The 18,993-nt window shown below is 64.1% G+C and carries 19 protein-coding genes (1 of these 19 only partly in view); 4 read left to right on the top strand and 15 right to left on the bottom strand.

Annotated elements, in window-relative coordinates; all coding sequences use genetic code 11:
- The 10 genes from SJY41_RS19565 to rpsB all read right to left on the bottom strand — a co-directional run.
- On the bottom strand, nucleotides 1-134 hold the 5' end (the start) of the coding sequence (locus SJY41_RS19565; protein ID WP_380783887.1) for an OmpH family outer membrane protein. 541 nt of this gene lie to the left of the window's left edge; only the first 134 of its 675 coding nucleotides appear in the window; its start codon is at nucleotides 132-134; its stop codon lies beyond the left edge, outside the window.
- The gene (gene bamA, locus SJY41_RS19560) at nucleotides 134-2,908 is read right to left on the bottom strand and encodes an outer membrane protein assembly factor BamA (protein WP_380784198.1); all 2,775 of its coding nucleotides are present in this window, start codon (nucleotides 2,906-2,908) and stop codon (nucleotides 134-136) included. The genes SJY41_RS19565 and bamA overlap by 1 nt, the downstream gene beginning before the upstream one ends.
- 53 nt (nucleotides 2,909-2,961) lie before the next feature.
- A complete protein-coding gene (gene rseP / locus SJY41_RS19555) occupies nucleotides 2,962-4,095 on the bottom strand; it encodes an RIP metalloprotease RseP (RefSeq protein ID WP_380783885.1) in 1,134 nt (377 codons plus the stop codon).
- A 27-nt stretch (nucleotides 4,096-4,122) separates the two neighbouring features.
- The gene (locus SJY41_RS19550) at nucleotides 4,123-5,277 is read right to left on the bottom strand and encodes a 1-deoxy-D-xylulose-5-phosphate reductoisomerase (RefSeq protein ID WP_380783884.1); all 1,155 of its coding nucleotides are present in this window, start codon (nucleotides 5,275-5,277) and stop codon (nucleotides 4,123-4,125) included.
- Nucleotides 5,277-6,098, bottom strand: a complete 822-nt coding sequence (locus SJY41_RS19545; protein ID WP_380783883.1) for a phosphatidate cytidylyltransferase — start codon at nucleotides 6,096-6,098, stop codon at nucleotides 5,277-5,279. Before SJY41_RS19545 ends, SJY41_RS19550 begins: the two co-directional genes overlap by 1 nt.
- Nucleotides 6,095-6,844: an isoprenyl transferase gene (locus tag SJY41_RS19540; protein ID WP_380783881.1), complete on the bottom strand. Its 750-nt coding sequence runs from the start codon at nucleotides 6,842-6,844 to the stop codon at nucleotides 6,095-6,097. The genes SJY41_RS19545 and SJY41_RS19540 overlap by 4 nt, the downstream gene beginning before the upstream one ends.
- Nucleotides 6,841-7,398, bottom strand: a complete 558-nt coding sequence (frr, locus tag SJY41_RS19535; protein WP_380783880.1) for a ribosome recycling factor — start codon at nucleotides 7,396-7,398, stop codon at nucleotides 6,841-6,843. Before frr ends, SJY41_RS19540 begins: the two co-directional genes overlap by 4 nt.
- A 1-nt stretch (nucleotide 7,399) precedes the next feature.
- A complete protein-coding gene (gene pyrH / locus SJY41_RS19530; protein ID WP_107954783.1) occupies nucleotides 7,400-8,128 on the bottom strand; it encodes a UMP kinase in 729 nt (242 codons plus the stop codon).
- 400 nt (nucleotides 8,129-8,528) lie between these two features.
- A complete protein-coding gene (gene tsf, locus SJY41_RS19525; RefSeq protein WP_380783879.1) occupies nucleotides 8,529-9,470 on the bottom strand; it encodes a translation elongation factor Ts in 942 nt (313 codons plus the stop codon).
- 89 nt (nucleotides 9,471-9,559) lie between these two features.
- Nucleotides 9,560-10,414, bottom strand: coding sequence for a 30S ribosomal protein S2 (gene rpsB / locus SJY41_RS19520; RefSeq protein WP_056489530.1), 855 nt, complete (start codon nucleotides 10,412-10,414; stop codon nucleotides 9,560-9,562).
- Between the two features lie 325 nt (nucleotides 10,415-10,739).
- Here rpsB and SJY41_RS19515 point away from each other — a divergent pair, with 325 nt between their 5' ends.
- Nucleotides 10,740-10,973, top strand: coding sequence for a hypothetical protein (locus tag SJY41_RS19515; RefSeq protein WP_380783877.1), 234 nt, complete (start codon nucleotides 10,740-10,742; stop codon nucleotides 10,971-10,973).
- On the opposite strand, the gene SJY41_RS19510 is transcribed toward SJY41_RS19515, so the two are convergent.
- Both SJY41_RS19510 and SJY41_RS19505 read right to left on the bottom strand, forming a co-directional pair.
- A complete protein-coding gene (locus SJY41_RS19510) occupies nucleotides 10,912-11,769 on the bottom strand; it encodes a CDP-alcohol phosphatidyltransferase family protein (protein WP_380784197.1) in 858 nt (285 codons plus the stop codon). The two genes, SJY41_RS19515 and SJY41_RS19510, sit on opposite strands and share 62 nt — an antisense overlap.
- Complete coding sequence (locus SJY41_RS19505) at nucleotides 11,769-12,497, bottom strand: phosphatidylserine decarboxylase (RefSeq protein WP_380783875.1); 729 nt, start codon at nucleotides 12,495-12,497, stop codon at nucleotides 11,769-11,771. The genes SJY41_RS19510 and SJY41_RS19505 overlap by 1 nt, the downstream gene beginning before the upstream one ends.
- Nucleotides 12,498-12,628: 131 nt before the next feature.
- On the opposite strand from SJY41_RS19505, the gene SJY41_RS19500 reads away from it, so the two are divergent.
- From SJY41_RS19500 to SJY41_RS19490, 3 genes are all read left to right on the top strand, one after another.
- On the top strand, nucleotides 12,629-13,849 hold the full coding sequence (locus SJY41_RS19500) for an NADP-dependent isocitrate dehydrogenase (RefSeq protein ID WP_380783874.1): 1,221 nt from the start codon (nucleotides 12,629-12,631) through the stop codon (nucleotides 13,847-13,849).
- Nucleotides 13,850-13,952: 103 nt separating this feature from the next.
- A complete protein-coding gene (locus SJY41_RS19495; RefSeq protein WP_380783873.1) occupies nucleotides 13,953-14,477 on the top strand; it encodes a DUF922 domain-containing protein in 525 nt (174 codons plus the stop codon).
- Nucleotides 14,478-14,525: 48 nt separating this feature from the next.
- A complete protein-coding gene (locus SJY41_RS19490) occupies nucleotides 14,526-16,304 on the top strand; it encodes a cation:proton antiporter (protein ID WP_380783871.1) in 1,779 nt (592 codons plus the stop codon).
- Nucleotides 16,305-16,721: 417 nt separating this feature from the next.
- Here SJY41_RS19490 and rutA read toward each other — a convergent pair whose 3' ends face one another.
- Genes rutA through rutC form a run of 3 tightly spaced genes read right to left on the bottom strand, consistent with a single transcriptional unit; the run spans nucleotide 16,722 to nucleotide 18,973 of the window.
- The gene (gene rutA / locus SJY41_RS19485; RefSeq protein ID WP_380783870.1) at nucleotides 16,722-17,792 is read right to left on the bottom strand and encodes a pyrimidine utilization protein A; all 1,071 of its coding nucleotides are present in this window, start codon (nucleotides 17,790-17,792) and stop codon (nucleotides 16,722-16,724) included.
- Between the two features lie 9 nt (nucleotides 17,793-17,801).
- Complete coding sequence (gene rutD / locus SJY41_RS19480) at nucleotides 17,802-18,590, bottom strand: pyrimidine utilization protein D (protein ID WP_380783868.1); 789 nt, start codon at nucleotides 18,588-18,590, stop codon at nucleotides 17,802-17,804.
- Nucleotides 18,590-18,973, bottom strand: coding sequence for a pyrimidine utilization protein C (gene rutC, locus SJY41_RS19475; protein WP_380783867.1), 384 nt, complete (start codon nucleotides 18,971-18,973; stop codon nucleotides 18,590-18,592). The genes rutD and rutC overlap by 1 nt, the downstream gene beginning before the upstream one ends.
- Between the last annotated feature and the right edge of the window lie 20 nt (nucleotides 18,974-18,993).

Here is an 18,993-nt window from a genome sequence, read left to right as displayed (position 1 = left end):
GCCTTCGAGTTGGCGATCGCACCCTGCGCATCGGCAACGGCGATACCCGAAACCTGTGCGTCGGCAGCGGTTGCGGTCATGGCGGCAGGCGCAACGAGCGCCGCGGCGAGGAGAAGCGTCTTGAACGTCGTCATCAGAACTGTGTCCCTACGTTGAAAGTAATGAGTTTGGGGTCGTCGCCCGGCTGCGAAAGCAATGCCTTGGCAAGATCGATACGAAGCGGACCGAATGGCGAGTTCCAGTTCACACCGATGCCGATCGACAGGCGCGGTTTGGCCGAGTTGCCAAGGAACTGCTCGGAATATGGACCATATGGGCTGGATGTCACCAGCGTATTGGCGGTCGTGCCCGTGCAGGTCCCGCCCGCCGTCGCCGAATAGCCCGTCTGGCAGGTCGTGACCGTACCCTCGCCCGGATTTGGCATCGTCGTATCGGCAGAGATCGGAACGACGTACTGCATCGCACCCGTGCTGGTCAGGACTGCGGGTGCATAAGGAAGCAGGGAACCATCCGCGGCCCTTGGATACAGCTTCGGATCAAGCGTGAGGTTCGGCTTCGTGATGCTGAACAGCGAGCCCGCCTGCACGTAGATGGACGGACGCAGTCCGAGTTCGCGCGCACCCGACCCTAGCGGGATCTCCATCTCGATACGGCCGAGGTAATAGGCGTTGCCGCCGAGCGCATCGTCGATGAACGTGTTGCGATCGGTCGCCAGCACCTGCTTACCCGTCGTCGCATCCGTCGTGTACGGGATGCGCAGCACACGTGGTCCGACGCCACGAATGTCGAAGCCGCGGAACTGCGGTTCACCCAGGTAGAAGCGATCGGTGATGCGGACGCGGTCGATACCCGCGCCGCGGCTGCCCTCGAGCGACTTGATGTAACCACCTTCGCCGATGGCCGACAGGATGAAGCCGCTCCCGGCGTTCCAGTACTTCGCGCCTTCCGCACGCGTACGGATGTACTTCACGTCGCCACCGAGGCCTGCAAAATCCTGGCTGAACGAGAAGCGCGAGCCAGCGGTCGGACGCAGACGGCTGTTGAGCGTATCGTGGATCAGCGAATAGCCGACCGACGACGTCCAGCGGTTGCCGATCGCCTCGCAAAGATAGCGCCCGGCCTTGAGGATGTCGCACTTGCCATCCGTGAAATAGCTCGCCTCACTGAGGCCGACTTCGTCATACGAAAGACCGTAACGCGCCGACAGCGACCAGAATTCGGTCAACGGAACGCCGGCACGCAGCTGGAACCCGGTCGAGACCTGAGAATAGGTCGTCTGGCGATCGTTGCCGATGTAGTTGAACGAGTTGTAGTCGCGACGGAAGAGATCGCCACCGACCGCGATGTTCTTGTCGAACAGATACGGTTCGGTGAAGCCCAGCTCGATCGACTTCGAATAGCTCGAATAGTTCACGCCGGCGCGCAGTTCCTGGCCCTTGCCGCGGAAGTTGCGCTGCGTGATGTTCGCCTGGATGATGAATCGCTCAAGGCTCGAATAGCCCGCCGACAGCTGGAGTTCGCCGGTCGACTTCTCTTCGAGGTTCGTCTCGAGGATGACGCGATCGGGCGCCGAACCCGGCAGCTGCTTGATCTCCATCTTGTCCTGGAAATAGCCCAGCGAGTTGATGCGATCCTGCGAGCGCTTCACCTGGAAGCTGTTGAACGCGTCGCCCTCGGCCAGGCGGATCTCGCGACGCACGACCTTGTCCTGCGTCTGCGTGTTGCCGTTGATCTCGATCCGCTCGACATAGGTACGCTTGGCTTCTGCGATGTTGAAATTAATCCCCATCGTCAGCGTGTCGGCGTCCTTCTGGAACTCCGGGTTCACCTCGGTGAACGCGTAGCCGAACAGGCCCGCAGTCTGGCTGAGATTGTCGACCGAGTCCTCGACCAGCTTGGCGTTGTACCAGTCGCCCTTCTTGAGCGGCAGGCTGGCAGCCAGCTTGGTGTTGTCGAAGTCGCGGATCTGGCTGTCGACGGTCACGTCGCCGAACTTGTAGCGCTTGCCCTCCTCCACCACGTACGTGATGATGAAGTCCTTCTTGTCCGGCGTCAGCTCGGCGACGGCCGAGGTCACGCGGAAATCGGCATAGCCCTGCGTCAGATAGAACTGGCGCAGCTTCTGCTGATCGTAGCTGAGGCGATCCTGGTCATAGCTCGTCGCTGACGACAGCAGGCGGAACAGGCGGGCCTGCTTGGTCGCCATCTGGCCGCGGATCTGGTCGTCCGAGAACACCTCGTTGCCGAGGATGTTGATCTGGCGAACCTTCGACTTCGGCCCTTCGCTGACCTCGAACACGACGTCGACGCGGTTCTGGTCGAGGTTGACCATCTTCGGATCGACCACGGCGGCGAAACGGCCCTGGCGACGATACAGCTCGATGATCCGGCCGATGTCCTGCCGGACCGCGGTGCGCGTGAAGATCTGACGCGGCGCGAGCTTGATCTCTTTCGTGATCTTGTCGCTCTTGAGTGCCTTGTTGCCCTCGATGATCACGCGGTTGATGATCGGGTTCTCGCGCACGCGCAGAACGATGTTGCCGTTCGCGACGCCCGAAATCGAATAATCGGCGAACAGATCGCTTGCCTGCAGATCCTTCAGCGCCTGATCGAGCGTCTCGGGCGTGTACGGGATGCCGACGCGCAGCTTGGTATACGACAGCACCGTCTCCGGCTCGATCCGCTGCGAACCCTCGACTCGCAAAGTCTTGATCGTGTTGACGGATACCGGAGCCGCGACAGGCGTTACACCATTCGCCGCACCCGTGACGGGATTGCGAACCGGAGTTGGCGTAGCCGTGGCCACAGGTGCCGTCTGTGCAAAGACGGGCGTGCCCGAGAGGATCGTGCCTGCCAGGAGCAGGGCGCCCTTTCGCGCAAAATCGTAACCGTTGATCGCTGTCACCAAACCCACCCTAAAAACGTGCACATACAAGGCGCGCCCGCCCTGCCCTATCGTCGTCAGCCGATCAAGCCGGCCAAATTCTTCCAGAGCCCGAAATTACCGAGATCGTTGAAGGTCACGAGCAACATCAACGCGAGGATCGCCGCCAGACCGCCACGAAACGCCCATTCCTGGACTTCCGGCTCGACCGGGCGCCTGCGCACCGCTTCGATCGCATAGAAGAAAAGGTGACCGCCATCCAGCATCGGCACTGGCAGCAGATTGATGAACCCCAGATTGATCGACACCAGGGCGATCAGGAATACATACGCATCCAGACCGAGCGACATTTGCTCGCCCGAGACCTTGGCGATGCTGAGCGGCCCGCCGAGCTCCTTGACCGAGCGACGGCCGGTTATGACCTGCCCCAGCGTCTCGACCATCATCGAGACGATCTGACCAGTACGCTTCACCGCAACGACGGGCGCCTCGATCAGGCTGACTGGCACGATGATCGGCTTCGCGCCGAGAATGCCGAGGCGTCCGATCCGGTATTCGTTGCCGAAGCGGTCGCGCTGTAGCTCGGTGCTGATCACCACGTCGCGCGATACGGCCTGGTCGCCGCGCACGGCATCGATCCGGGTGCTCTCGCCGGCGCGAATACGCGCGTAGCGGGCAAGATCGTCGAACGTCTCGACCGATCGTCCGCCGATCGCCGTGATGCGGTCACCCGACTGCAATCCGGCCGCAGCGGCTGCACTACCGGGTACCGTGCCACCCACGACTGCGGGCATCCGAATATCGCCATACGCGAACGCGAAACCCGCAAGAATCAGGATTGCGACGACGAAGTTCACGACAGGACCCGCCGCGACGACGATCGCGCGCTGCCATACCGGCTTAGACTGGAAGGTCCGCTGACGTTCCTCGGCCGGCAACGACAACCATTCGGCCGACGGCTGGCTCGCCGGGTTCATATCGCCGGCGAACTTCACATAGCCGCCAAGTGGCAACCATCCGAACTTCCAGCGGGTGCTGCGACTATCGGTGAAGCCCGCGATCTCGCGACCGAAGCCGACCGCAAAGACATCCGCCTTGATCCCGAAATACCGTCCCGCAAGGTAATGTCCCATCTCGTGGACGAATACGAGAGGTCCGATCACCGCAGCGAACGACAGGATGGTCAGAAGAATACCGGGAGTTTCGATCAAACCGCGCAATCCTTCAATGGCCGGCCTTCACCGACTGGCCTTCACACGCTCACCCGCCAAGATCCGCGCTTCGGCATCGATCGCCAACACGGCATCGACGCTATCCGGCGCGGCCGGGTCGTAGCATGATAATGTATGTTCGACGATTGCGGCAATTTCGAGGAAACAAATACGCCCCTGAAGGAAAGCCTCGACGGCCACCTCGTTCGCGGCGTTAAGGATGGCTGGTCGGGCACCGCCCGCGTCCAACGCCTCACGCGCGAGACGCAGCGCCGGGAAACGCACCGGATCGGGTGCCTCGAAGTCGAGACGGCCGATCCCGACCAGGTCGAGTGGTGCCATCGGCGTCGCCATCCGGTCTGGCCAGGCCAGGGTATGCGCGATCGGCGTCCGCATGTCGGGCGGACCGAGCTGCGCCAGCACGGATCCGTCGACATAATCGACAAGGCTGTGGATCACCGATTGTGCGTGAATGACGATCTCGATCCGGTCATGGGCAATCGGGAACAGCCGCGCGGCCTCGATCAGCTCGAGTCCCTTGTTCATGCACGTCGCCGAATCGACCGAGATCTTCGCGCCCATCGACCAGTTGGGATGCTTGACCGCCTGTTCGAGCGTCACGCCGCGCATCTGTTCGGTCGTCCAGTCGCGGAACGGCCCGCCGCTGCACGTCAGGATAATCCGCCGCACGCGCTCGGGACGAGTCGCATCGAAGCACTGGAAGATCGCATTGTGCTCGGAATCGGCTGGTAGCAGCGTTGCGCCGGTCTTCTTGGCCGCGGCAAGAATCACGTCGCCGGCCGAGACCAGCGGCTCCTTGTTGGCGATCACGACGGTACCGCCCTGCTCGATCGCCGCCATTACCGGCTTCAGGCCCGCACAGCCAACGATCGCGCCCATCGTCCAATCCGCACCCGAGGACGCCGCTTCGGCAATCGCATCCGCGCCCCCGCCCGCATGAATCCCGGTACCGGCAAGAGCGTCGCGCAGTTCGGGGAGGCATTCCTCGTCAGCGACGACGGCGAATGCAGCCCTGGTCCGGATCGCGGCGGCGGCGAGCTTGTTCACGTCGCGATTGGCGGTCAGCGCCACCACGCGGAAGCGATCGGGCTCCCGTTCGACGAGGTCGAGCGTGGACGTGCCGACCGAGCCGGTCGCGCCCAGAATCGTGATGCTCTTCATCAGTAGAAATGCGGCAGCAGGACGAGGAACGCGGCGACCGGCGCGACCGGGACCAGACCGTCGAGCCGATCCATCACGCCGCCATGGCCCGGCAGGATGTTGCCGCTATCTTTCACCCCAGCCACCCGCTTCAACCAACTCTCATAGAGATCGCCCATCTGCGCGAGGACGGCGAGCACTGGCGTCGCCAGCGTCATCCGCAACGGCAGGCCGTATTCAAGGTGCAGCACCGCCGCGACCGCGCTTGCGAGCACGACGCCACCGATCAGGCCCGACCATGTCTTGTTCGGACTAATTACGGGGGCGAGCTTCGGTCCGCCCAGTGTCCGCCCGGTGAAGAACGCGCCGATATCGCACGCCCATACCAGCGACAGCGCCCACAGCGTGAACAGGATGCCCTCGTCCTGCCGCCGGATGATCATCAGCGCGAACACCGGCAAGCCGCAATACAGTACGCCCAGCGCCAGCGGGGGTTTACGCGTCGTGATGACGACGAAGAACGCCGCCCCCGCGAGCAGCCCCAGCGTGAAGAAATCATGGACCACCAGAATCAACGACGCCGGCGCCATCACCGCGAGCGGCACCGACAGCGCGAACTGGGCCGTCCGCTTGGTCTTGGCATCGACACCGTGCAGCGTCGACCATTCCGCCATCATGAACAACGCGGCGACCACGCCCAGCACCCAGAACGCAATCCCACCCAGCGTCAGTGCGGCGCTCGCCACCGCGATCATCCCGACGCTGGCGATGATCCGGAGTTGCAGGTTGGACGGCGTACGCAGCGCCTGATCGGGCGCCTTGTCAGGGTCGGTAAGGTTCACAGGCCACCGTAGCGACGCTGGCGAAGACCGAATGCCGCAACCGCATCCGCCAGCGCGGCCGCGTCGAAATCAGGCCAGAGCGTATCGACGAACAGGAGTTCCGCATAAGCCGCCTGCCACAAAAGGAAATTCGAAAGCCGCTGCTCGCCCGACGTGCGGATCATCAGGTCCAGTGGCGGAAGGTCATGTGTGTCGAGCTCCGCCTCGATCGTCGCCTCGTCGATAGCAGCAGGGTCCAGCGCGCCATCACGCACCCGCTCCGCCAGCCGTCGCGCGGCGGTCACCAGTTCGGCATGCGCGCCGTAGTTAAGCGCGATGGCCAGGATCGGACCGGTATTGCCAGCCGTCCGCGCGATTGCGTTATCAACCATCGCCACAAGATCGGCCGAAAAGCTGCGGTAATCACCGATCACGCGCAGCCGGACGTTCTCACGCGCAAGTTCGTCGAGGTCGCTTCGGATGAAGTGCTTGAGCAGCCCCATCAGGTCGCTGACCTCTTCGGCCGGACGCCGCCAGTTCTCCGACGAGAACGCGTATAGCGTCAGCGCCTCGATCCCCATCGCACGCGCAGCCCGCGTCACTTTCCGGACCGCCTCGACGCCGGCCTTGTGCCCGGCGAAGCGCGGCAGGAACCGCTTCTTCGCCCAGCGGCCATTGCCGTCCATGATGATCGCGACATGACGCGGCACCGCGCCGCCCGACGGAACGGCGACGAGCGGCGCGGCCGGAGAGGCCTGCAATCTCACTTGCCCAGGATTTCCTTTTCCTTGGCACCCGCAGTCGCATCGAGTTCCGCGATCACGCCGTCAGTCAGCTTCTGGACTTCGGTCTCGTGACGCTTGCGCTCGTCCTCGCCGAACACGCCCTTCTTCTCGTCGATCTTCAGCGAATCCATCCCGTCGCGACGGACGTTACGGACCGCGATGCGCGCTTTTTCCGCGTACTGACCGGCGAGCTTGGCGAGCTCCTTGCGGCGCTCCTCAGTCAGATCCGGGATCGGCAGGCGCAGCGTCTGGCCGTCAACGATCGGGTTGAGTCCGAGGCCAGCCGAACGGATCGCCTTATCCGCGGGCCCAACGTTCGACTTGTCCCAGACCTGCACCGACAGCATCCGCGGCTCGGGCGCCGACACGGTCGCGACCTGGTTGAGCGGCATCGACGAGCCGTACACGGTCACCATTACCGGATCGAGCAGCGCGGTCGACGCACGACCGGTGCGCAGGCCGGCGAGATCGCTCTTCAGCGCTTCGACGGCACCCGCCATGCGGCGTTCCAGGTCGGTCTTGTCATATGCAGCCATCTTAAAGCTCCTGCTCGTTCTGGACGATCGTCGACACGCCATCACCCGCTAAAACCGCGGCGAGATTGCCGGGTTCGCGGATGTTGAAGACGACGATCGGGATGTTGTTATCGCGGCACAGCGCGATCGCGCTGGCGTCCATGACCTTCAGGTCGTCGGACAGCACGCGGCTGTACGTAACCGTTTCGTATCGCACCGCGTCGGGGTGCGTCTTTGGGTCGGCGTTATACACGCCATCGACCGAAGTGCCCTTGAACAGCGCGTCGCACTTCATCTCGGCAGCGCGCAGAGCGGCGCCTGAGTCGGTAGTGAAATAGGGACTGCCGACGCCGGCCGCGAAGATCACGACGCGGCCCTTCTCCAGGTGACGCTCGGCACGACGGCGGATGAACGGCTCGCACACCGACGCCATCGGGATCGCCGACTGGACGCGCGTATCTACGCCGATCTGCTCCAGCGCGTTCTGCACGGCGAGCGCGTTCATGACGGTCGCGAGCATGCCCATGTAATCGCCGGTCGCCCGGTCCATGCCGCGCGCCGCGCCCGCCATGCCGCGGAAGATGTTGCCACCGCCGACGACGATGCAGATTTCATAGCCCTTGGCCTTGATGTCCGCGATCTCCTGCGCGACGCGCGCGGTGACGGTCGGATCGATCGAAAGACCCGACGGCCCCATCAGGACTTCGCCTGACAGTTTCAGCAGGATACGTTTGTAGCGCGGAGGCGTCATAAATCTCGAATATTGATTGGCGGGGCGGCGCGGACCTTAGGCGGCGAGGCCTGGGATGTGAAGCGCTGTGCGGCGCGTGCACCGAAACTCCTCGGGGAGACGATGCGAATCCGTCTCCCCCCCGGCAGAGGGAGGAGGCTGCGCACTTGCGCGGCGGAAGGGTGAGCATGATGCAGACGTTGCACGCCCGCCCTCACCCCCGCGCTTGCTGCGCAAGCTAGCCCCTTCCCGGTGGGAGAGGGATAGTCTGTCCTTCTCCCCTCGGGGAGAAGGTGGACCGGCAGGGCCGGATGAGGGGAAGTTAGGTTCGAGACCTCACCACTCCCCTCACCCTTCCCACTCGACAAGAGCCGAGCGGGCCCCTTCCCTCTCCCCGGAGGGGCGAGGGAAAGAAGTCAGCTTACGCCTGAGGCGCCTGCGGAACGCCCGAAGCAGCAGCAACCTCGGCTGCGAAGTCCGACGTTTCCTTCTCGATGCCTTCGCCGAGCTGGAAGCGGACATAGTCCACCAGCTTGATCTCGGTCCCTGCATCCTTGCCGGCCTTGGCGACGACGTCGGAGATCTTGGTCTTGCCGTCCATCACGAACAGCTGGCTGACCAGAGCATGCTCCTTGCGGTACTTGGCAATGCCGCCTTCGACCATCTTGGCGATGATGTCGGCAGGCTTGCCCGACTCAGCAGCCTTTTCGGTCGCGATCGCCCGCTCGCGTTCGATCTCGGACTCGTCGAGGTCGGCCTCGTTCAGCGCCTTCGGAAAGGCTGCTGCGATGTGCATCGCAAGCTGCTTGCCGAGCGTCTGGAGAACACCGTCCGAAGCCTCCGACTCGAGCGCGACGAGCACGCCGATCTTGCCGAGGCCGGGAGCCGCTGCATTGTGGATGTAAGGAACGACCGCACCCTTGCTGACTTCCAGCGTGCGCGAGCGGCGTAGTGACTGGTTCTCGCCGATCGTCGCAACGTTGTTCGTCAGGACTTCCTCAACGGTCTTGCCCGATGGCATCGCCTGCGTCTTCAGCGCCTCGACGTCGCCGCCGGTTGCCAGAGCGATCTGCGTGACCTCACGGACGAACGACTGGAACTGGTCGTTCTTCGCGACGAAATCGGTCTCCGAGTTCACTTCGACCGCGGCACCCTTGGTGCCCGACACGGCGACGCCGACCAGGCCCTCGGCCGCGGTACGGCTGGACTTCTTGGCGGCGGCGGCGAGCCCCTTGGTGCGCAGCCAATCCATAGCCTGCTCCATGTCGCCGGCGTTCTCGCTCAGCGCCTTCTTGCAATCCATCATGCCCGCGCCGCTCTTCTCGCGCAGATCCTTGACCATTGCTGCCGTGATATCGGCCATGATTTTATTCCTTTTTAGGTCTGAATATGGTTGCGGGCGAGGCAGAGCTTTCGCCCTACCCCGCCCGCATGACGGTTCGGCGACGACGCTTATGCGTCGATCTGGCGCTCACCCTCGGCTGCCAGCTCGGCAGCGATATCGGCGTTCGCCGCAGTCTCGGTCGTGTCGGCCGAAGCCTCGACGACGGGGTCTGCGCTCAGCGCCTCTTCCTTTGGCGGCTCGATCATCGCACCGATGTCGGCACCGGTGCGGCGCTGCTGCTCCTGGCCGCCGCGCGTCGCTGCGATCGCGATCGCCTCGCAGTACAGGCGGATGGCGCGGGCTGCGTCGTCGTTCGCGGGAACCGGGAAGGCGATGCCGTCCGGCGACACGTTCGAATCGAGGATCGCGACGACGGGAATACCCAGCGTATTGGCTTCCTTGATCGCCAGCTCTTCCTTGTTCGCGTCGATCACGAACATCACGTCGGGAATGCCGCCCATGTCGCGGATGCCGCCGAGCGAAAGCTCCAGCTTGTCCTTCTCGCGGGTAAGCTGGAGGACTTCCTTCTTGGTCAGGCCGACGGTGTCGCCCGACAGCATTTCCTCGAGCGTCTTGAGACGCTTGATCGAACCCGAGATGGTCTTCCAGTTGGTGAGCATGCCGCCCAACCAGCGATGGTTGACGAAGTGCTGGCCCGAACGACGCGCTGCATCAGCGACGGGCTCCTGCGCTTGGCGCTTGGTGCCGACGAACAGGACCTTGCCACCACCAGCAACCGCCGACGAGACGAATTCGAGCGCACGCGCGAACAGCGGCACGGTCTGCGAAAGGTCGAGGATGTGGACGCCGTTACGATCACCGAAGATGTAAGGCTTCATCTTGGGGTTCCACCGATGAGTCTGGTGGCCGAAATGCGCGCCCGTTTCGATGAGCTGCTGCATGGAGACGACTGGAGCCGCCATAGGGATATATCCTTCCGGTTGTGCCTCTGGGAAGCGGATGACGTCGTGGCCGAATGACCGTGACGCACCGGGCTATGATGCCTCCCATGCGGGGTTAGAGGCGCGGCCCTTAGCGTGGCTCTATTCGAAAAGCAATCGCACAAGGCCCGCTTGACTCATGGAACGCAATGAGAACATAAAGGGCTCAGAGGGGAACAGATGTTCGACTCGGCGCGGAATCACCCCGGCACGACGGGATTCGAAATGCGACGAGTGGAACGATGTTTCTGACCAAGTGTTTGCGGATATTAGGAATTTGTTCGCAACTCATAGGAAGGCGGACGTGATGTTGGTTCTGAGCTTCATGATTTTTGCTGGTGCATTCGCGGTCGCGGGCATGATGATCGTCTCGTCGATCGCGCCGCAGTGGGACCGTATCGTCCGTCTCGCGATGGGCAACGTAGAACCCGCGTTCCAGCCACTCCGCACGCTGGCCGTTGCGGAGCGCCGGATAGCGGTCAGGCGCTGGGCTTCGACGTCGGCTCCAGTACCCGCCCGCCGCTGGAACGCTGCCGCCTGATCTTTGCGTAGCTCGCGATGCTGAACGGCATTGAGAGCAGGTACACCACGCAGATGATGCTGAGCGTATGCCACGGCGCGCTCACGATGGCGGCGCCGAGCAATACGACGAGAGCGATGGCCTCGAACCGGATATTGCTGCGGAGTTTGACCGAACTCCACGAATAGGTCGCGATACTCGACACCATCAACAGTGCGACGAACGCAACCCACGGCGCTACGAAATACGGCGACGCGAACCTGGGTTCGTCGGTCCAGAACCAGAAAAACATCGGCATCAGGGCCAAACCGGCGCCTGCGGGAGCCGGGACGCCGGTTAGGAAGCCCGCCGACTTGTGCGGTTGGTGGCTCTCGTCGATCTTGGCGTTGAAGCGGGCAAGACGCAACGCGCAGAACACGGCGAGGATCAGCGAGCAGATCCAGCCGATGCGCGGCAACGCCGTCAGCGACCAGAGATAGACGATCAGCGCAGGCGCGACGCCGAACGAGATCGCGTCGGACAGCGAATCGAGCTCGGCACCGAACCGGCTTTCACCGTGCAGCATCCGGGCAATCCGACCATCCAGGCCGTCAAGCACGCCCGCAACCATGATCATCGCGACGGCGCTTTCCCATTGTCCACCGATCGCGAACCGTACGCCGCTCAGGCCTGAACACAGGGCTAACGCGGTAACGGCGTTGGGAGCAACGGCTCGCAGGGGAAGTCCGCGCGGTGCACGACGTGTGCGACCGAACCGCCCCCGGCCTCTCTCTTCGATAAAATCGGTTGAACCGTCGTCGATCCCGTCGCGATCCATCACTGGGCGATACCGCCAACTGGAACGCCACCGACGCGACCGAGAACGGTTTCGCCCGCGATACTGCGCTGGCCGAGACACACCTGCGGCACGACGTGATCGGGCAGGTATACGTCGACGCGGCTGCCGAACCGGATCAGGCCGATGCGCTGGCCGACTGCGACCATGTCGCCGGCCTTTACGAAGCCGAGGATACGACGCGCGACCAGGCCGGCGATTTGGGTGAAGCCGATGCGCATGCCGTTGCGATCTTCAACGACAAAATGCTGGCGCTCGTTTTCGTCGCTGGCCTTGTCGAGATCGGCGTTGAGGAACTTGCCCGAGATATAGACGACCTGGCGGATCGTGCCCGCGATCGGCGTGCGATTAATGTGCACGTCGAACACCGACATGAAGATCGACACGCGCACCAGCGGCGCGTCGCCGAGACCGTTCTCGCCGGCAAGCTCGCGCGGGATCGGCACGCGCTGGATCATCGTGATCAGCCCGTCCGCGGGGGCGACAATCAACCCTTCACCCTGCGGAGTCGTGCGGATCGGATCGCGAAAGAACGTCGCGACCCAGATCACGACGCCGACCATCGGCCAGAACAGCACGTGGCTGACGATCGTCAGCAGCAGCGTGATGCCGGCCGCGATCGCGACGTATTTGTGGCCCTCCGGATGGACTGCGGGAAATCGCCATTTGACCGTGGAGGTCGTGACGGGCGGCTTGTCGAGCGATGCCATAACCTGCGGGTCTATCCGTGGAGGACCCGCGATACAACGATGAACCGGCTTTTACGTGCCGGACGAGTGGTTGATCGTGGCGGCATGCTCCCCTAGACGCTCCCCAAACCCCTCCCCCGAAGGACCCGGATATGGCGAAGATCAAGGTAAAGAATCCGATCGTGGAGATCGATGGCGACGAGATGACCCGGATCATCTGGGAATGGATTCGCGAGCGCCTGATCAAGCCGTACCTCGATATCCAGCTCGATTATTACGATCTCGGCGTCGAGCATCGTGACGCGACCGACGACCAGGTCACGATCGACAGCGCGCTCGCCACGCAGAAGCATGGCGTCGCGGTGAAGTGCGCGACGATCACGCCCGACGAGCAGCGCGTGACCGAGTTCGGCCTGAAGAAGATGTGGAAGTCGCCGAACGGCACGATCCGCAACATCCTCGGCGGCACCATCTTCCGCGAGCCGATCGTGATCAAGAACGTCCCCCGCCTGATCCCGGGCTGGACCCACCCGATCGTCGTCGGCCGTCACGCATTCGGCGATCAGTACCGCGCGACCGACTATCTGATCCCGGGTCCGGGCAAGCTGCGTCTCGTCTTCGAAGGCGACGACGGCCAGGTCATCGACCGCGAAGTGTTCCAGTTCCCGTCGGCGGGCGTCGCGATGGCGATGTACAACCTCGATGATTCGATCCGCGATTTCGCGCGCGCATCGATGCATTACGGCCTCAACCTGAAGTGGCCGGTGTACCTGTCGACCAAGAACACGATCCTCAAGGCCTATGACGGCCGCTTCAAGGACCTGTTCGCCGAGATTTTCGAGGCCGAGTTCAAGGACAAGTTCAAGGAAGCCGGCATCGTCTACGAGCATCGCCTGATCGACGACATGGTCGCATCGGCGCTGAAGTGGAACGGCGAGTTCGTCTGGGCCTGCAAGAACTATGACGGCGACGTCCAGTCGGACCAGGTCGCACAGGGCTTCGGGTCGCTCGGCCTGATGACCTCGATCCTGCTGACGCCGGACGGCAAGACCGTCGAGGCCGAAGCGGCGCACGGCACCGTCACGCGCCACTTCCGCATGCACGAGCAGGGCAAGGCGACCTCGACCAACCCGATCGCGTCGATCTTCGCGTGGACCGGTGGCCTGAAGTATCGCGGCAAGTTCGACGATACGCCCGACGTCACCAAGTTCGCCGAGACGCTCGAGCGTGTCTGCATCAAAACGGTGGAAGACGGCCACATGACCAAGGATCTCGCGATCCTGATCGGCCCAGACCAGCCCTGGATGACGACCGAGCAGTTCTTCGAGCAGGTGCGGTCGAACCTCGAAACGGAAATGGCCAACTGGGCCTGATCCGTCGCGCAGCGTAAATGGGAGTACCGGCGGACATGGGCCGCTGGGCTCCCATCGGGGGATTGGATTGCGCGCTAGACACATCGTGCCGTGGCTCTGCGGTATGGGCTTTGCCGTCGCCATAGCGGCACAAGCTCCCCTTGCGAGCATACCCGGCGTCACACGCTCCTATTACGATGTCACGGGCAGCAACGCGGATCAGGTTCGCGCAGCGATCGACAAGAGCCGCCCGACCGACCCGAACGACGGGCTTCGCGTCGATGCGCTGACCAGTTCCCACTACGCATGGCGGTGGCCCGGCACCGGCAAAGACGGCTGCGATTTGAGCCGTGCCGAAGTGACATTTACGGCGACGATGCTGCTGCCCAGGCTTGCCGCAGACGCCACACTATCGAGCACGGCGCGCAAGCGCTGGGACGCGTACATCCGGGACCTGGAGACGCACGAGACCACGCATCTGGCTAACGCCTATTCGGCGCGTGCCCAGCTCGCCGATGCGATCAAATCGGCCACGTGCCAAACGGCGAACGCCGCCGGGATGCAGGTGCTGGCCAAGACTAGAACCCTCGATCTCGCGTTCGACAAACGAACGCGACACGGTCAAGCGGCAGGCGCGTCGTTTCCCTGATGTGGATAACCACCTGACAAATGCGGCAGCGTCCTTAAGATCGCCTTCATGGCATTACGGCTCGATAATCAAGGTTTCAGCGACGCGCTCGTCATTCTCGGTGCTGCCGGGCTCGTCATTCCCGCCTTTGCGCGGTTCCGGGTAAGCCCGGTCATCGGTTTCATCCTGGTCGGCCTGCTGGTTGGCCCCGCGGGTCTCGGCTCGCTCACCGGTTCTGCGCCGTGGCTCTATTACCTGACCATATCGAACCCGGAATCGATCGAACCGTTCGCCGAGTTCGGCATCATCCTGCTGCTGTTCTCGATCGGCCTCGAACTGTCGTTCCGGCGGTTGTGGTCGATGAAGCGTCTGGTGTTCGGCACCGGTGCCGCCGAACTGATCGGCTCCGCGCTGATCATCGGCACGGCCCTGCACTTCATCGGCCAGGAATGGGCCGGCGCGATCGGGCTCGGGTTTGCGCTCGCATTATCCTCCACCGCACTGGTCCTTCCCCTGGTCGGCACGACCGGAGCGGTGGGGCGCGGTGCATTCGCGATGCTGCTGTTCGAGGATCTGGCGTTGGTCCCGATCATCTTCGTGCTCGGTGCGCTGGCACCGACGGCTAGCGACGCTGGGTGGCAGGGGATTGCCGGCGTCGCGTTGCGCGGTGGCCTGACGGTGGTGGCGATGTATGTCGGCGGACGTCTCGTTCTCCCCCGCCTGTTCGGTCAGGCCGCGCGGACCAAGAGCCCGGAACTGTTCCTCGCCGCATCGCTGCTGGTGGTGATCGTCGCCAGCGTCGCGACGACTGCCGCCGGGCTGTCGCCGATCGTCGGTGCCTTGCTTGCCGGGCTGCTGATCGCCGAGACCGAATATCATAGCGAGGTCGAGGTCATCACTGCGCCGTTCAAGGGGCTCGCGCTCGGCGTGTTCCTGATTACCGTCGGCATGAGCCTCGACCTGCGGCTGATCGCGCAGAACTGGCCGTCGCTGCTGCTTGCCGTGACCGGCGTGGTCGCGACGAAGGCCGTGGTGACGTTCCTGTTCCTGCGGGTCGCCAATTCGCGTCGCGGGGTCGCGGCCGAAACGGGCCTGCTGATGGGCAGTCCGTCCGAGACGACGCTGATCGTACTCGCCACCGCCGCGCAGGCGCAGCTGATCCTGCCGTCGACGGCCGCGTTCTGGCAGACCGTCACCGCGATCGGGCTGACGATCACGCCGTTGCTGGCGAAGCTGGGGCGGACCGTGTCGCGGCAGTTGGAAAGCCGGTCGGGTGCGGATGCGGGCGATGTCGAGATCGATGACGATGGGCCGGGTACGGTCGTGATCGGCTTCGGCCGGGTCGGGCGGATGGTTGCGGATATGCTGGCGGTCCACGGGCAGAAATATGTCGCGGTCGAGGCTGATATCGATTCGGTCGAGGCCGCGCGGGCCCAGGGGCACCCGGTGCTGTTCGGCGACGTGGCGCGGGCGGAGCTGGTCGATCGGTTGAAGCTGCATACCGCGAAGGCGCTGATCCTGACGATGGACGACCCGGTACTGACGGTGCGGCTGGCGCGGCGGGTACGGGCTCTGGCACCGGACTTGCCGATCGTGGCGCGTGCCCGGGACACGGCGCATGCGGCGGAGTTGTACCGGGCGGGCGTCACGGATGCGGTGCCTGAGACCTTGGAGAGTTCGCTGCAGTTGGCGGAGGCGGTGCTGGTCGATCTTGGCGTGGCGATGGGGCCGGTGATCGCTTCGATCCATGAGAAGCGGGATGAGTTGCGGCAGGAGATCAAGAAGGCGGCGGACATGATTGTCGAGCCGCGGATCAGGAAGGCTAAGCGGACGCCTCGGGCGGTGTGACGCGGTGAGCTAACGCTGTGGGATCGGCACGCGCGGCGTTGTTCTCCCGCGAAGGCGTGCCCGGTCTGGGTCCCCGCCTTCGCGGGGAAACAGGGTTGGGTCGCGGCTGTTTACCCCAACCACCGCCACCCCGGCGGAGGCCGGGGCCCAAGTGGACAGGTGGTCGTAACGGAGCGCTGCCCTCCGTTATCATCGTTTCCTAATTGGGCCCCGGCCTTCGCCGGGGTGGTGCTCTATTTCGCGATGATAGCTCGGTCATGCGCGCGCGTTATCCTCGGCGGCGCCGTGCCCTCACCCTTCCCACGGCGAAGACGCCGCGGGCCCCTTCCCTCTCCCGATGGGAGAGGGAGAGACGCCGGAGGCGGCGATAGGTTAGGACGGGCCGGCGGGATAGCGGACGTTAGAGGATCGCGGACGTTAGGGTCGAATGCCTTCGCGACTCTTCATTAGCGGCTGGATCCGGGTCCCGAACGCCTCGACGCCCTCCAGGAAGTCGTCGAAGGTCAGCAGGACGCCGCCGGTGTTGGGGACCGCGGCCATCTCGTCGAGCATGCGGGCGACGCTTTCGTACGAGCCCACCAGCGTGCCCATGTTGATGTTGACCGCGCCCTCGGGAGCGGCGAGCTGGCGGACGTTGGTGTCGGTGTTGTGCGTGTCCTTCGCACCCTGATCCATCAGCCAGGCGATCGCGTCGACGTCGACGCCGGCATTGTAATGCTGCCACTTCGCCATCGCCTCGTCGTCGGTTTCGGCGGCGATGATCATGATCAGGACGAAGATCTGCACGTCGCGGCCGGTCTTGGCGGTGGCGACGGCAAGGCGCTCGTTATTGGCCGAGAAGGCAGTCGGGGTGTTGACGCCCTTCCCCAGACAAAACGCGTAGTCCGCCCATTTTGCCGAGAACGCCAAGCCGTCGTCGGACGATCCGGCGCAGATGATGTTCATGTCGCCGGTCGGCTTGGGCCAGACGCGGCAGTCGGTCATCTGGTAATAGTCGCCCTTGAAGTCGGACGTTCCCTCCTCCCACAACTCGCGCAGGATGTGCGCGTATTCGTCGAGCATCGTGTAGCGGTTGCGGAAATGCTCGTCGCCGGGCCACATCCCCATCTGCGTGTATTCGGGTGGCTGCCAGCCGGTGATGAGGTTGAGGCCGAACCGCCCGTGGCTGATCGAGTCGATCGTGTTGCACATCCGCGCGGCGTAGGCGGGGGGCACGAGCAGCGTGGCGCAGGTCGCGTAGATCTTGATCTTCTCGGTGACCGCGGCGAGCCCGGCCATCAGCGTGAAGCTCTCCAGTCCGTAATCCCAGAATTCGGTCTTGCCGCCGAACCCGCGCAGCTTGATCATCGACAGCAGGAAATCGAGCCCGTGCTTCTCGGCGGCCTGCGCGATCGCCTTGTTGAGGTCGAAGCTCGGTTTGTATTGCGGCGCGTTCTCGCTGATCAGCCAGCCATTGTTGTTGATGGGCACGAAGACGCCGACCTGCATATGCTGCTCCTATTCGCCGTCGAGCCAGTCGAGCAGCCACATGTTGAAATGCTCCGCGCGGGTGACGTTGCAGGCGTGCGCCCCTGCCGCCATTCGCGCAAGCTGCGCGTCGGGGATACCGGCGGCGAGCTTTTCCGAAGCCGACGGCGGCACGAGCATGTCGTCGTCGGACGCGACCAGCAGCGTCGGCACGCGGATCTCGTCGAGCCGGCCGGCGATGTTGAACCGGCGGACCGCCGCCACGCGCCGCTGGATCATCTCCGCGCCGGGGAAATGCGCGAGCATCGCCTCTTCCTCGTCCTGCAACCGGTCGTGGTGGTCGGAGATCCACTGCGGTGGGTAGAGAAATAGCGGTTGCGCGTGGAGGTATGCACGTGCGCCGCTGTCGCGCAGCAGCGCGAGGCGGGTGTCGAAGCAGCGCGCGGTGTGCGGGTCGAGCTTGGCCCAGCCGTTGATGACGACGAGGCGTTCGAGCCGTTCGGGTGCCGTCAGTGCGAGCGCGAGGCCGATATGACCGCCGAGCGCGTGGCCGATGAAGGTGCAGCTCTCGAGCCCGATCGCGTCCATGAGCGCGACGACGTCGGCGGCCATCGCCTCGACGGTCAGGTCGCCGGGGACGTGGGCGTCGGAGCGCCCGGTGCCGCGGTGGTCGTAGGTGATGACGCGGTGGCCGGCGCCAAGGGCTGCAAGGTTCGGCTGCCAGTAGCTGCCCGAACCGCCGAGGCCGCTCGACAGGAGGATCGCGGGGCCGTCGGGCTGGCCGTGTTCCTCCCAGTGAATGCCGCCTGCGATCCCCATCAGGCGAGGTGGGCGATGCTGGCGATCTCGACGAGGCACTCGGGCTTCACGAGCTCGGTCTTGATGCAGTAGCGCGCGGGTTTGGGGCCGGGGAAATACTCGGCGTAGACCGTGTTGAAGGCGGCGTAGTCGGCGAGGTCCTTGAGGAAGATATGGTTGAAGGCGACATCGGCGAGCGTTGCGCCGGCCGCTTCGAGGGTGGTCTTGATGGTCTCGAGCACGGCGCGCGTTTGGGCGGCGGCGTCGCCTGGGTGGAGGACCGTGCCGCCTTCGCCCAGTGCCAGCACGCCCGAGACGTAGACGGTGTTGCCGGCCTTCGCACCTGCGGAATACGGCGCGATCGGGGTGGGGAACTGAGGTGGATTGATGGCTTCGAACGGCATGATGATCCCTCTGGTTACGT

This window comes from Sphingomonas sp. R86520, assembly GCF_042466285.1.
Taxonomy (GTDB): domain Bacteria; phylum Pseudomonadota; class Alphaproteobacteria; order Sphingomonadales; family Sphingomonadaceae; genus Sphingomonas.
This window is presented reverse-complemented; position numbering and strand designations above follow the sequence as displayed.